The organism is Nonomuraea sp. NPDC049649 (assembly GCF_040675175.1).
In the GTDB taxonomy this organism is placed as follows: Bacteria; Actinomycetota; Actinomycetes; order Streptosporangiales; family Streptosporangiaceae; genus Nonomuraea.
The window spans coordinates 1-13428 of the sequence record NZ_JBFAOH010000074.1 but is presented as its reverse complement, the minus strand read 5'-3'; the positions used below and the strand labels follow the sequence as shown (position 1 = coordinate 13428).

Here is a 13428-nt window from a genome sequence, read left to right as displayed (position 1 = left end):
GATCAACGAGCCGCAGCCCGCCACCATCGAGACTATGGAGGACCGGCAGGCAAGCAACGCAGCATGACGTGTGTCATCCGGTTTGACAGCTACCGGATTGGGAAGGACCGGCGGCGTCTGGCAGTGCTGGGACGGCCTCCACAGAGTCCCCGCATGAGTTCTCATGGCGGGTTGCTGATGCCCCGGGTGCAGCCGAACTATTTCCCTGAGCTGGGGAAACGCAGCGGAGATCATCCCGCATATATCCCGTGATCATGGTCCTACGGCTGCATACGGGTGCCCTCGGCAACCTACGAGGGGCCTGACAAGCAAAAGACCTGCGGCCAAGAAACCGCAGGTCAGCGCACGAAAGCCTGATAAAGATGAGTGCCCCCGGCAGGATTCGAACCTGCGGCACCCGCTTTAGGAGAGCGGTGCTCTATCCCCTGAGCTACGGAGGCGGACAGACCAAGCCTAGCGAAAGTCCGGCCCTCCGTGTGCCACCCACCCCCGACGACTTGCCGGAGCCCACGTCATGGCTGGTGTGGGCGGCGGTAAAGCCATGGCAACTGATCAGATACCGGGATGGGGGGCGCGGCTACCGTCCCACGTGTGGATGCGAGGCGACGGAGGCAGGTGCGCCGGCGGCCGGTGGTGCTGTTTGCGGCGCTGCTGACGCCGGCGATCTTCGCTGTGGGGTTGCTGGCCGGGGATGCGGGGCGGTCCGGTCCTAAGGGCGGGCGGCCGGTGGTGACGGCGGGGGAGGGGCCGGTGGGGTTCGGGCCGGTGGCGATGCCGGGGCCGGTGCGGGCGTTCGCGGCGGCTGTGCCTGGGCGGGTGCCTTCGCCGGAACGGGTGGTGCCTTCGGCGGAAGAGGTGCCGGTGGTGAAGGCTGTGGTGGCTCCTCGCGGCAAGTCTCGGAAGCCCCGGGTGAAGGATCGAGGGCGGGAGGTGGCGCCCGAGGTGGAGGGGTGCGCGGGGGAGTGGGAGGACACGTGGTTGTGGGAGATGTGCCGGGAGCGTGAGTGGAGGGTGGCGGCCGGCATGCGCGGCCGTGGCTGACTTCCGGCGCGGGTGGCTGGGGCTCGGTGCCGCGTCCTGAGTCCCAGGTTCCCGTCTCCGCATGGGGCTGCGCTCTCAGCCCCATCCGGATGTTCCAGGCTCCCGTCTTTGAATACGGCTCGGGATAGAACCGGGGGGTTGCTCGGCGCGTACTGACAGACATGGGCCGCAGTCGTCTCAAAAGGGCAAAACCGTCGTTCGTGTCATAACGGCTCGCCGGAGTTCGGTCCGGACACTCAGAGGGCTGTAGTAACGTGCGTGCCGGACCCGCGTCACGAGTTTGCAAAGCGGAGGAGTCAACGTGTCAGCCCCTCGGTCAGCAGGTCTGATCGCGGTTGTCATGGCGATGACCTCCCTGGCAGGCGTGCCTGCGGCTGCTCCGGCCGCCGCACAAGCCGTAGAAGCCGGGCAGGCCGGGCAGGTCGGGAAAGCCGGGCAGGCTGGGGAAGCCGGGAAAGCCGGGCAGCAGGCCACGCAGGAGGTCGCGGCGGCCAAGAACCCCAAGAACCTCACCGAGCTGCGCAAGGCGGCGCAGCGCTCCGCCCAGGAGCTGGAGGATGCCACCAGGGCCCTGGAGAAGCGCCGCACCGAGTTCGCCGCCGCCGAGAAGGAGCTCAAGGAGAAGCTGAAGGCCCTGGAGACGGCCGAGCGGAAGCTGGCCGTGGTGCGGCAGCCGGTGTCTCAGCTGGCCGAGCTGCTCTACCAGCAGCCGATCGGGGCGAACGGGGTGGCGTCGTTCCTGGCCGGTGACTCCAACAGCGACACCCTGCGGGCGCTGGCGAACGTCAACCACATGGTCACCGTGCGGCAGCACGCGGTGGAGGAGACGAGCACGCTCGCCCGCCAGACCCAGCGCCTGGCCGCCGAGGCGCAGGAGTTGCGGGCGGGGAACCTGCTGGCCGAGGCGCAGATGTCGGCCGAGATCGACCTGCTCAGGAAGAAGTCCGACAAGGTCGTCAAGTCGTTGACCCAGGCGCTGGTGAAGCTGGGCATCAAGGTCGACAAGGTGGAGAAGGCGGCGCTCGGCTGCAATCCGCTGCGGGCGGCCACGGCCGAAGAGTATCCGAACGGGCTGATCCCCAAGAGCATGCTCTGCCCGTTGCAGCAGAAGGGGTTCAGCCTGCGGGCCGACGCGGCGATCGCGTTCGTCAGCCTGAACGAGGCCTACCGCAGGCAGTTCGGCAAGCCGATGTGCGTGACGGACGCGTACCGGAGCCTGGCGGAGCAGCAGTCGATCTACTACCGGCGGCCGGGGTTCGCGGCGGTGCCGGGGCGGAGCAACCACGGGCTGGGGCTGGCCGTCGACCTGTGTGGCGGGGTGGAGCGGTTCCGGTCGCCGGAGTTCAACTGGCTGGAGAAGCACGGCAAGAAGTACGGGTGGTATCACCCGGACTGGGCCTACCGCAGCCCGTTCGAGCCGTGGCACTGGGAGTACGATCCCGAGATCGACTCGGTGGTCTAAGCGGGTCTGATGGCGATGGACAGGTGGCCCGCGGCCTGGGCGCCTGCCAGGGCCTCCGCCTGGGTGAGGGTGGTGGCGAGCACGACGAGGGCGCCGTGGTCGTCGCCGGTCGCCGGGATGGTCAGCACGGTCACGTCGTCGGCCACCAGCGAGGCGGTCTGGGCGTCGCCGGCCGCGAGGACGCCGATGCGGGAGCCGGGGGAGATCAGGGTCACCGCGCCGGGGTCGGAGATGCGTACAGGGGTGGCGACCATGCCAGGTGGCAGGCGCAGCCGGTCGAGGAGGCGGGCGTCGGTCAGCGGCTCGCCGCGGCGCATCGGGGCGGCCAGGACGCGGCCGGTGGCGCCCGTGCGGAGGGCGCCGTCGGGCGGGTCCGGCATGGGGACGGTGCGCAGGTCGCCGGGGCGGAGCACGCCGGGCGACAGGTCACGGGCGGCGACCAGCACCGGCGGGCCCGCGGGCGGGCGCAGCGCGAGGTAGCCGCACAGGACGCCGAGGGCGGCCAGGGCGGCGGCGATGAGGCGGCGGCGCCGCTCGCACCGCCGCAGCCAGGCCCGGATCACGGCAGCTCGAACGGGAGCTTGATGCCGTCGAGGGCCGAGCCGCAGGAGCACGTGCGCTCCCCGGGCAGGGCCTGGACGGTGTCGGCGACGAGGCTGCGCATGCGGGCGACGTTGCGGGCGAAGAACGCCATGACCTCTTCGTGGGTGACGCCGTCGCCGGCCTCCACGCCGGCGTCGAGGTCGGTGACCAGCGACAGCGAGGTGTAGCAGAGGGCCAGCTCGCGGGCGAGCACGGCCTCGGGGAAGCCGGTCATGCCGACGATGGTCCAGCCGTTGCGCTGGAACCACTGCGACTCGGCCCGGGTGGAGAAGCGCGGGCCCTCGATGACCACGAGGGTGCCGCCGTCGGCGGTCTGCCACTCGCCGGCGCGGGCGGCGGCCACCGCGGTCTCACGGCCGGACGGGCAGTAGGGGTCGGCGAAGGAGACGTGGACGGCGCCGTCGTCGTAGTAGGTCTGGACGCGGCCGGAGGTGCGGTCGACGAGCTGGTCGGGGACCACGATGGCGCCGGGGCCGAGCTCGGGCCGGAGCGAGCCGACCGCGCTCGGGGCGAGCACCTGGCGGACGCCGAGTGAGCGCAGCGCCCACAGGTTGGCGCGGTAGGGGATGCGGTGCGCCGGGAACCGGTGGTCCCGGCCGTGGCGGGGGAGGAAGGCCACCGTGCGCGAGCCGATGCGGCCCACGGTCACGACGTCGCTGGGCGCGCCGTAGGGGGTGGTGACCTCCACCTCCTCCGCCTCGTCGAGCAGGGAGTAGAAGCCGGAGCCGCCGATGACGCCGATGTCTGCGCGAAAGACCATGGCGCCGAGAGTAGCGGGCGGGGGGAGGGGGCAAAGGAGGGCGAATCAGGTTCTGTGGATAAGCGCGGACGGGGAGTCCGGCGCTGTGGACGACCTCCGTGCCGCCCCCCGGGCCGTCAGTTGGAGGCGCCGGCGGGGGCGGGCGACGACTCGGCGGGCTTGCTCTCGGACTTCGTCTCGGTCTTTGTCTCAGACTTGGACGACGACGACGAGGACGAGGACGAGGAAGAGCTGGACGACGAGCGGCTGTCGGTCTTGTAGAAGCCCGAGCCCTTGAACACGATCCCGACCGCCGAGAACACCTTGCGCAGCTTGCCCTCGCACGCGGGGCACACGGTCAGCGCGTCGTCGGTGAACTTCTGGACGACCTCGAGCTGTTCGCCACAGTCGGTGCAGGCGTATTGGTAGGTCGGCACGTGCTCCTCCTCCGGATTGGCACTCGGCCCTTGCGACTGCTAATGGTAACCGATGCGGTCAAACGGCTATTCCAAACCCCGTTCCCCGTACCAACCGGCCAGCTTGCCGCGCCGGCTGACCGCGCGTAATCGGTGTTCGACCTGCTCACGGGTGGCCGCGGTGGTGACGAGCAGGAGCTGGTCGTCGGCCCTGATCCGGGTGGTCTCGGCCGGTACGAACGGCCTGCCGTCCCGTACGACCAGCGTCACCTGGGCGTCGCGCGGCAGCCGCAGCTCGAAGATCTCCACCCCGTGCAGCTGCGACCCGAGCGGGACCGTCACCTGCAGCAGGTTGGCGTTCAGCTCCTCCAGGGGCGCCGCCTCCACCTCCAGCTCGTGCGCCTCGCCCGGCGAGCCCACCTTGAGCAGGCGGGCGGCCAGCGGCAGCGTCGGCCCCTGGACCAGGGTGAAGACGATGACGATCACGAACACCTCGTTGAAGATGTCCTTGGAACCTTCCACCCCGGCGGCCCACGGGATCGTGGCCAGCACGATCGGGATCGCGCCGCGTAAGCCCGCCCACGACAGGAACGCCTGCTCCCGCCACGGCACCCAGCCCTGCCGGAAGACCTGCCCGAGCACCGAGCTGGAGAACACCGCCAGCGGCCGGGCCACCACCACCATGACCGTCCCGGCGATGAGCCCGGGCGCCAGCGCCGACGTCATCTCCTCCGGGCTGGCCAGCAGGCCCAGCATCACGAACAGCCCGATCTGCGCCAGCCATGCCGTCCCCTCCGCGAACCCCCTGGTCGTGGCCCGGTGCGGCAGGTTCGAGTTGCCCAGGATGAGCGCGGTCAAGTAGATCGCGAGGAAGCCGGAGCCGTGCAGGAGGGCCCCTCCCGCGTACGAGAGGAGGGTGAGCGCCAGCACCGCGATCGGGTACAGGCCCGAGACCGGCAGCGCGATGCGGCGCAGCGCGTAGGCGCCCGCGGGGCCGACGGCGAGTCCGACGGCGGCGCCGATGCCGAGCTCGGCGCCGGTCTCCAGCAGGAAGGTGCCGAGGTCGGGCATCTCGTGGGCGGCGCTGCTCAGCAGCACCACCGCGAGGACCGTCGGGGCGTCGTTGAAGCCGGACTCCGCCTCCAGGGTGCCCGTCAGCCTGGCCGGCAGGGGGAGCCGGCGCAGGACCGAGAAGACCGCGGCCGCGTCCGTCGGCGCCAGCACCGCCCCGATGATCAGCGCGGTGACGGTGTCGACGCCCAATAAGAACCGGACGGGGACGGCCACGGCCAGGATGCTGACCGCGACGCCGACCGTGGCCAGGATCAGCGCCAGCGGCACGGACCGGCGGACGTGCCGCCAGTTCGTGGTCAGGCCGCCCTCGGCGAGGATCACCGCCAGCGCGAGGAAGCCGACGTCCTTGGCCAGGCCGGGGTCGGAGAACGGGATGCCCAGCCCGGCGTCGCCGAGTAACAGCCCGAACCCGAGGAATAACAGCAGGCTGGGCAGGCCGCTGCGATGCGCGACCCGTACGGAGATGATGGCGGCTATGACGACGACGGCGCCCGCGAGGAGCAGCACATCAAGCGTCATCCGCCCCCCTCTGATCAAATATGTCTAGCTCAGTGTAAATAGCCCCGAAGGGGTGATGGCATAGCGGACCGCCCGATCGTGCGGTTCGGCCGGCACGTCGTCCCGCAGCTCGCCCTCGTGCAGCGGCGCGACGGTGGGCACGTTCGGCCCCACCCGCGCCAGCGCCCGGTCGAACGAGCCGCCGCCGCGGCCCAGCCGCACCCCCGTGCGCCGGTCCACCGCCAGCGCGGGCACGATCACCAGCGCGGCCGTGCGGATCGCGTCGACGCCGCGCCGCGTGTCGACCGGCTCCATCAGCCCGAACCGGCCCGGCGCAAGGGTGTCCGGGCCGTCGTACACCGCCCAGTCGAGATCGTCGTCCTCGCGCAGCACCGGCAGGATCACGGTCGCGCCGTGCTTCCACAGCGCGAACACCAGCCCGTGCGTCTCCGGCTCCGACCCGATCGACCAGTAGCAGGCGACCAGCCCCGCCATCTGCACCCAGGGCTGGTCGAGCAGGGTCTCCCGGATCTTCGATGCGTTCGCGCGGCGCTGCTCGGGAGTGAGCGTGGCACGCGCGGCCAGCACCTCGCGACGCAGGTGCAGCTTGTCCATGAGTACCTCCACTAGGGTCATAGGCATGGCTGACTTCGACCCTGTGACGAAAGCCGTCGTGCCCGCCGCGGGTCTGGGCACCCGGTTCCTTCCGGCGACCAAGGCGACACCCAAAGAGATGCTGCCTATCGTCGACAAGCCCGCCATCCAGTATGTCGTCGAGGAGGCCGCCTCCGCTGGCCTGCTCGACGTGCTGATGGTCACCGGCAAGAACAAGCGGTCGATCGAAGACCACTTCGACCGCGCGTACGAGCTGGAGGACGTGCTGGAGGCCAAGGGCGACGAGCACCGGCTGTCCCAGGTTCGCGAACCGGCCTCTCTTGCGACGCTTCACTACGTACGGCAGGGCGAGCCCAAGGGGCTCGGCCACGCGGTGCTCTGCGCCAAGCAGCACGTCGGCGACCACCCGTTCGCCTGCCTGCTCGGCGACGACCTCATCGACCGGCGTGACCCGCTGCTGCAGCGCATGATCGAGGTGCGCAACACCTTCGGCGGCAGCGTCATCGCGCTCATGGAGGTCCCCAAAGAGCAGGTCTCGCTGTACGGTGTCGCGACCATCGAGGCGACCGGCCAGGAAGACGTCGTCAAGGTTGTCGACCTGGTCGAGAAGCCCCCGGTGGAGGAGGCGCCGTCCAACTGGGCGATCATCGGGCGTTACGTGCTCGACCCCGAGATCTTCGCCGTGCTGGAGAACACCCCGCCCGGCCGCGGCAACGAGATCCAGCTCACCGACGCGCTGCGCACCCTCGCCGGCCGCGGCTCCGACCAGGGCGGCCCCGTGCACGGCGTGCTGTTCCGCGGCCGCCGCTACGACACCGGCGACAAGCTCGACTACCTGCGCACCGTCGTGAAGTTCGCCGCCGAGCGGCCCGACCTGGCGCCCGAGTTCCTCCCCTGGCTGCGAGAGTTCCTCGATGAAGTCGGTTGACGCGCACCTGGCCGACATCCTGGCCACGGTGCGCCCGCTCGCTCCGCTGGAGCTCGACCTGGAGCAGGCGCTCGGCGCGACCCTCGCCGAAGAGGTCACCTCTCCGGTGCCGCTGCCGCCGTTCGCCAACTCCGCCATGGACGGATATGCCGTACGAGCGAGCGACATCGCCGAGGTGCCCGTCACGCTGCCCGTGATAGACGACGTGGCCGCCGGGGCCGACGACCTGCGGGCCGTCGGGCCCGGCCACGCCGTACGCATCATGACCGGCGGCCCGATGCCCGCGGGCGCCGACACCGTGGTGCCCGTCGAGCTGACCGACGGCGGCACCGTCTCGGTCCGCATCGACGAGACCGTGCCGCCGGGCAGCAACGTCCGCATGGCCGGCGAGGACGTGCAGGCGGGAGCGGTCGTGCTCGAGCCCGGCACCCTGATCGGCCCCGCCCAGCTCGGCATCATCGCCGGCGTCGGCCGCCGCACCGTCCTGGCCAGGCCCCGGCCGCGCGTCGTGGTCCTCGCCACCGGCGCCGAACTGGTCGAGCCCGGGCTGCCGCTCGGCTACGGCCAGATCTGGGACTCCAACAGCTTCACGCTCACCGCCGCCGCCCGCGCCGCGGGCGCCGACGGCTTCCGCGCCCCCACCGTGGGCGACGACCCGGCGACGTTCCTGGAACGCCTCGACGCCCAGCTCGTCCGCGCCGACGCGATCGTCACCAGCGGCGGGGTGTCCATGGGGGCGTACGAGCCGGTCAAGGAAGCCCTCGCCCCGCTCGGCACCGTACGGTTCGAGAAGGTCGCCATGCAGCCCGGCATGCCCCAGGGGTTCGGCACCGTCGGCGACGACCAGGTGCCGGTCTTCGCGCTGCCCGGCAACCCCGTCTCGTCGTTCGTGTCGTTCACGCTCTTCGTCCGGCCCGCGCTCGACAAGATGCGCGGGCTCCCCGCCGGGCTGCCGGAGACCGTCACCGCCCGGGCCGCGGAGGCGCTGCGCTCCCCCGCCGGCAAGCGGTCCTTCCTGCGGGGCAGGCTGGACAAGGACGGGTCCGTCGCGCCCGTGCGCGGCCAGGGGTCACACCAGCTCGCCGCCCTGGCCTCCGCGAACGCGCTCATCGTGGTGCCGGAGGACGTGACCTCGGTGCCCGCCGGCGAGCAGGTGGAGGTGATCAGGCTGTGAGCGAACTGACGCACATCGACGAGACCGGCGCCGCGCGCATGGTCGACGTGTCCGCTAAGGACGTCAGCGCCCGCACCGCGACGGCCACCGGACGGGTGCTGCTGTCGCCCGAGGTGGTGGCGCTGCTGCGGTCCGGGGAGGTGCCCAAGGGCGACGCGCTCGGCGTGGCCCGCATCGCGGGGATCATGGGGGCCAAGCGGACGCCTGATCTGATCCCGCTCTGCCATCCGATCGCCATCCACGGGGTCAAGGTCACGCTGGACGTGGCCGACTGGGGGGTGGCGGTCACCGCCCGGGTCAAGACCGCCGACCGCACCGGGGTGGAGATGGAGGCGCTGACGGCGGTGTCGACGGCGGCGCTGGCGCTGTTCGACATGGTCAAGGCTGTGGACCCGGAGGCGGTCATCACCGACATCCGGGTCGAGGAGAAGACGGGCGGGAAGACCGGGGAGTGGAGGCGGTCGTGATGCGGGCGTTGGTGGTGACGGTGTCGAACCGGGCGGCCGCCGGGATTTACGCCGATAAATCGGGACCGATCCTGGTTTCCGGCCTCACGGAGATCGGCTGCACCGTCGACGGGCCCGTCGTCGTCCCCGACGGCGAACCCGTCGAGGCCGCCCTCCGCGACGGCGTCGCCCAGGAGTACGACGTCATCGTCACCACCGGCGGCACCGGCCTCACCCCCACCGACCTCACCCCGGAGATGACCGCCCGCGTCATCACCCGCGAGATCCCCGGCATCGCTGAGACCATCCGCGCCGCCAACCGCGACAAGGTGCCCACCGCCATCCTCTCCCGCGGGCTCGCCGGACAGGCGGGCAACACCCTCATCGTCAACCTGCCCGGCTCCAGCGGAGGCGTCCGGGACGGCCTCGCCGTGCTCGCCCCCGTACTCAAACACGCCGTCGACCAGATCCACGGCGGCGACCACCCCCGCTGACTCTCGGCGGCGGGATCGTGCGGGAGCGGCGCGCCGTCGTCCAGGTTCGCGGTGAGGACACCCGCGCTGACCCTCTGCGGCGGGTTCGCTGGGGGGCGGCGCGCCGTCGTCCAAGTTCGCGGCGGCGATCACCCACGCTGACCCTGTGCGGCGGGTTCGCATCTCTTGGGGTGCTGTGCCGTCGACAGGATCCACTTCGCGGCGTTCTGCGGTGGGCTCGCACCTATTGGGGGAGGCACGCCGTCGACCGGATTTTCGGGCGGCGATTACCTGCGCTGAGCCCGTCGATCCTTCTGTGGCGGCATCGCACCCATTGGGGGGATGATGTGAGTTGTGGATCGACTACGCGGCTGGCCTGCGACGCTGACCGAGGGCCCGGTGTCCCTCAGGCCACTCAGGCTGAGCGACGTACGCGTCTGGCGCGACACCCGGGTGCGCAACGCCGACTGGCTGCGCCCCTGGGAACCGAGCAACCCCGAGACGCCGCTCTTCCGTACCGGCCTCGGCCCGTACCTCTCCATGGTCGCCACCCTGCGCCGTGAGGCCCGGCAGGGGCTCGCCATGCCCTGGGTGATCACGTACAACGGCCGCTTCGCCGGACAGCTCACCATCGGCGCCATCGTCTGGGGCTCGGCCCGCTCCGCCCAGGTCGGCTACTGGATCGACGGCGCCCTCGCCGGCCGCGGCATCACCCCCACCGCCCTCGCCATGGCCGTCGACCACTGCTTCTTCACCGCCGGGCTGCACCGGATCGAGGCGAACATCCGCCCCGAGAACCATGCCAGCCGTAGAGTGGTTGAGAAGCTCGGGTTCCGGGAAGAAGGCATTCGACGTCGCCAACTCCACATCGACGGAGCCTGGCGCGACCACATCTGCTACGCGCTGATCGCCGAGGACGTGCCCGGCGGCCTGCTCGTACAGTGGCGGCGCGCACGCTCGTCTGTGGAAGAGGTTTGACGATCTCGCGACACACCGCATCGAATGCTCGTCAATCAGTGACACGCGGTCTTACGGTGCGTGACGTGAGCACAATGAGAACGCCCGAAGCCGCGAGGCGTTCTCGTGCTGCCCGGAGGTGCCCGTGAGCGGTGCTCTCCTCTACCTCGCCATCGTCGTCATGTGGCTCTGCGTCCTGGTGCCCATGTGGCTGCGCAGAGACAAGTCCAACCTGGCGGAGCTGGCCGAGCTCGAAGAGCACTACACCGGCGAACACCAGATCCCGGACCTCTCCACCGCGCCCGACGAGGAGCCGGTGGAGACCGAACGCGTCGACCCGCGCCAGTTCCGCGTCCGGCGCAGGGCGATCATCGTAGCGCGCCGGCGGCGCCTGCTGTTCTTCACCGTCCTGCTCGTCATCGCCTCGGTGGTCACCGCCGCCGTCCAGATGATGCCCTGGTGGGGCGTCGCGCCGTCGGTCGCCATCATGATGCTCTACCTCGTGTTCCTGCGCATCGCCGTCAAAGTCGACCGCGAACGCCGCCAGCGCGCCCTCCAGGCCCGCGAACGCGCCCGCCGCATCCGCGCCCGCCGCCGCGCCGAGGAACTGGCGGCCAGGGAGGCGGAGGTCATCGAGTTCACCGGCGCCCACGAGGACGTTCTCTTCGACCAGTACGCCGAACCACCCCGCCGCGCGGTGGGCGACTGATAACTGTGGCGCGAGTACCCCGGAAGGTTTGCTAATCTAGTCGGGGTCCTGGGGATGTAGCGCAGTCCGGTAGCGCACTTCGTTCGCATCGAAGGGGTCAGGGGTTCAAATCCCCTCATCTCCACCAGACAGACAAAGGCCCGTCCGAGATGATCGGACGGGCCTTTGTGCTGTTCAGAGGGGCTGTTCGGCTACTCGGTGTCTTTCGTTCGCTCTTGCTTGGTGTCCCGATCGGGATGCGGGTCTGGGACCGGAGTCAGCGAAAAGTCAGCGAACGCTGCGCGAGCCCTGCTGTTGCGGTCGCGTGAGGCGTGCGTGTACAGCATGATCGCAAGGTCAGCGTTCGCCTGACGACACAGAAAGCCCCTGGTAGACGGGCTGATCACCACAATCCACACCGTCGCAACCAGGGGCTCCGGATGCTGTTCTATCGTGCTGCCGTCGATTTGTCGTCCCAGACGCTGAACTACGTCGCCGGAATCCTCCGGCGGCATCGCAAGACGATCAAGTCGCCCTGGCGTCGGCTCAACCCGGGACAGCAGGCCCTGCTGGTGCTGGTCTACCTGCGCAAAGGCGAGACATACACCGAACTCGGCGCCGGCTTCCAAGTGTCAACCGCGACCGCGTGGAGGTATGTGGAGGAGACAGTGGCGCTGCTGTCGGCGCGCTCGCCCAAGCTCGGCCAGGCGTTACGGAAGGCCAAGCGGGACGGGCTGCACTACCTGGTGCTGGACGGCACGCTGATCCGCACCGACCGCGTCAAAGCCGACCGGCCCTACTACTCCGGTAAACACCGCGTGCATGGCATGAACGTGCAGGTTATCGCCACGCCAGACGGGACGATCCTGTGGACGTCGGGAGCCCTGCCGGGCCAGACCCACGACCTGAGCGCCGCCCGCATCTGGGGTATCCAGCGCGCGCTGGAGCAGGCAGGGATCGTCACCTTGGCCGACAAGGGCTATCAGGGGGTCGAGGGGCCGGTGATGACCCCGTACAAGGGCCGGAACAAGCCCGCGTCCCAGAAGCAGGCCAACTCCGCTCATGCGAAGCTCCGTGGCCCCGGCGAACGCGCGAACGCCCAGCTCAAGGGCTGGAAGATCCTCCGGAAGCTACGCTGCAGCCCTTCCAAGGCCGGCCACCTCTGCAAGGCCATCGCCGTTCTCCAGAATCACCGCGTGGCTCAGACTGGTCGAGGATGAAAAAGGGTCAGGGCGTCCATTACCCTCGGCCGTCTGTGATCGTATGACTCCTCCGGCCGTCCGCATGGCGCGATTCGGCCTCAAGGACGGTGAGCGGTGTCGGATCGGAAGCGGCTGAACATGGGTGATCCCGACGCGGTCGGACACGAGCCGGCCGGGCAGGACGCGATTGGGTCTCTGGTGGACGACCAATCTGCCTCGTCCACTTGGCCCGGTCCGACAGTCCTCTGGGGCGGAAATCACGCGATGCCTGTCAGCGGGAGCGTGGGGGCGTCACCCATATCGATGCAGCCATCATTCTTATGTCGAAGCCTGTCGTGGATAGGCGTGCTGGCGCTCTTGGGAGCGTTGGCCGTCGTTGTGTGGCCTTCCTCGGATCTGCTGGGGCACCACGATGACCCAGTCGGGGCAATGGCGGTGGGGGAACTGGAAGGCCGGCCGGTCGCTGTAAGCGTTGGCAGCGGCTACGACGACACCACTCTACGGATGTGGGACCTGACCACAGGCGATCCCATCGGCGAACCAATTGTCGCTCACCCGGTCGGTGTTGTAGCGCTGGCGCTCGGGGAAGTGAACGGTCGACTGGTAGCCGTCACAGGCGGCTACGACGACGCTGTCCGGATCTGGGATCTGACTACACGCGAACTCATCGGCGAACCGATAAGGCTCAGCAACACTGAACGCATCGATGCGGTGGCGGTCGGGGAAGTGGACGGCCGAGCCGTCTTCGTCGCTGCGGGAGACTGGGGCGATGCCGCCCAGAGATTGCCTGTGCACGTGTGGGACCTGGCTACACATGAAGCTTTCGGCGAACCGTTGGTCGGGCACACCGACCTCGTCTTCACTGTGGCGCTCGGACAGGCGAACGGCCGAGCAGTTGCCGTCACAGGCAGCGTTGACGGTACGACGCGCATGTGGGATCTGGCCACTCGTAAGCCGATAGGCGATCCGCTGATCATCGGTGGCGGGGCCGGAGATGTTGTGGTCGGGCAGGTGGACGGGTCGCGTCCTCGGAGCGGTGTAAAAAGCTCGACGAGGTAGGTGCCGTGAGTGGATCTTAGGCGGCCTCGGTGACGGGTGCCAAGGCCGGATCA

General features: G+C 69.8%; 15 protein-coding genes and 2 tRNA genes. 11 read left to right on the top strand and 6 right to left on the bottom strand.

All coding sequences use genetic code 11. The features are described 5' to 3' along the window. Positions 1-367: 367 nt before the first annotated feature. Positions 368-440: transfer RNA gene (locus AB0J42_RS37035), tRNA-Arg, on the bottom strand. 151 nt (positions 441-591) lie between these two features. On the opposite strand from AB0J42_RS37035, the gene AB0J42_RS37030 reads away from it, so the two are divergent. Continuing rightward, entirely contained in the window at positions 592-1041 is a 450-nt protein-coding gene (locus tag AB0J42_RS37030; protein WP_364303140.1) for a hypothetical protein, read from the top strand. Positions 1042-1381: 340 nt separating this feature from the next. Continuing rightward, a complete protein-coding gene (locus AB0J42_RS37025; RefSeq protein WP_364303138.1) occupies positions 1382-2503 on the top strand; it encodes a D-alanyl-D-alanine carboxypeptidase family protein in 1122 nt (373 codons plus the stop codon). On the opposite strand, the gene AB0J42_RS37020 is transcribed toward AB0J42_RS37025, so the two are convergent. From AB0J42_RS37020 to AB0J42_RS37000, 5 genes are all read right to left on the bottom strand, one after another. After that, positions 2500-3066 (bottom strand): RcpC/CpaB family pilus assembly protein, encoded by a 567-nt coding sequence (locus AB0J42_RS37020; protein ID WP_364303135.1) that lies wholly within the window; start codon positions 3064-3066, stop codon positions 2500-2502. The two genes, AB0J42_RS37025 and AB0J42_RS37020, sit on opposite strands and share 4 nt — an antisense overlap. Then, positions 3063-3866 carry an S-methyl-5'-thioadenosine phosphorylase gene (locus AB0J42_RS37015; RefSeq protein ID WP_364303133.1) on the bottom strand — a complete coding sequence of 268 codons (804 nt, stop codon included), beginning with the start codon at positions 3864-3866 and terminating at the stop codon, positions 3063-3065. Before AB0J42_RS37015 ends, AB0J42_RS37020 begins: the two co-directional genes overlap by 4 nt. Positions 3867-3982: 116 nt before the next feature. Continuing rightward, positions 3983-4282: an FmdB family zinc ribbon protein gene (locus AB0J42_RS37010; protein WP_364303131.1), complete on the bottom strand. Its 300-nt coding sequence runs from the start codon at positions 4280-4282 to the stop codon at positions 3983-3985. A gap of 66 nt (positions 4283-4348) precedes the next feature. Further along, positions 4349-5854, bottom strand: coding sequence for a potassium/proton antiporter (locus tag AB0J42_RS37005; RefSeq protein ID WP_364303129.1), 1506 nt, complete (start codon positions 5852-5854; stop codon positions 4349-4351). 24 nt (positions 5855-5878) lie between these two features. Further along, positions 5879-6448 carry a 5-formyltetrahydrofolate cyclo-ligase gene (locus AB0J42_RS37000; RefSeq protein ID WP_364303127.1) on the bottom strand — a complete coding sequence of 190 codons (570 nt, stop codon included), beginning with the start codon at positions 6446-6448 and terminating at the stop codon, positions 5879-5881. 25 nt (positions 6449-6473) lie between these two features. Between AB0J42_RS37000 and galU the strand changes: the two genes are divergently transcribed. The 9 genes from galU to AB0J42_RS36955 all read left to right on the top strand — a co-directional run bounded on the left by galU (position 6474) and on the right by AB0J42_RS36955 (position 13375). Then, on the top strand, positions 6474-7376 hold the full coding sequence (gene galU / locus AB0J42_RS36995; RefSeq protein ID WP_364303125.1) for a UTP--glucose-1-phosphate uridylyltransferase GalU: 903 nt from the start codon (positions 6474-6476) through the stop codon (positions 7374-7376). Then, complete coding sequence (glp, locus tag AB0J42_RS36990) at positions 7363-8550, top strand: gephyrin-like molybdotransferase Glp (protein ID WP_364303123.1); 1188 nt, start codon at positions 7363-7365, stop codon at positions 8548-8550. Before galU ends, glp begins: the two co-directional genes overlap by 14 nt. Beyond that, positions 8547-9017 (top strand): cyclic pyranopterin monophosphate synthase MoaC, encoded by a 471-nt coding sequence (moaC, locus tag AB0J42_RS36985; RefSeq protein ID WP_364303121.1) that lies wholly within the window; start codon positions 8547-8549, stop codon positions 9015-9017. Before glp ends, moaC begins: the two co-directional genes overlap by 4 nt. Further along, on the top strand, positions 9017-9490 hold the full coding sequence (locus tag AB0J42_RS36980) for a MogA/MoaB family molybdenum cofactor biosynthesis protein (RefSeq protein ID WP_364303142.1): 474 nt from the start codon (positions 9017-9019) through the stop codon (positions 9488-9490). Before moaC ends, AB0J42_RS36980 begins: the two co-directional genes overlap by 1 nt. Before the next feature lie 333 nt (positions 9491-9823). Then, positions 9824-10447 carry a GNAT family protein gene (locus AB0J42_RS36975; RefSeq protein ID WP_364303119.1) on the top strand — a complete coding sequence of 208 codons (624 nt, stop codon included), beginning with the start codon at positions 9824-9826 and terminating at the stop codon, positions 10445-10447. Positions 10448-10571: 124 nt separating this feature from the next. Then, complete coding sequence (locus tag AB0J42_RS36970; protein WP_364303116.1) at positions 10572-11135, top strand: hypothetical protein; 564 nt, start codon at positions 10572-10574, stop codon at positions 11133-11135. Between the two features lie 50 nt (positions 11136-11185). Continuing rightward, positions 11186-11262, top strand: a tRNA-Ala gene (locus AB0J42_RS36965). Between the two features lie 292 nt (positions 11263-11554). Beyond that, entirely contained in the window at positions 11555-12334 is a 780-nt protein-coding gene (locus AB0J42_RS36960; RefSeq protein WP_364303114.1) for a transposase family protein, read from the top strand. A gap of 327 nt (positions 12335-12661) precedes the next feature. Further along, positions 12662-13375: a hypothetical protein gene (locus tag AB0J42_RS36955; RefSeq protein ID WP_364303112.1), complete on the top strand. Its 714-nt coding sequence runs from the start codon at positions 12662-12664 to the stop codon at positions 13373-13375. Positions 13376-13428: the final 53 nt, after the last annotated feature.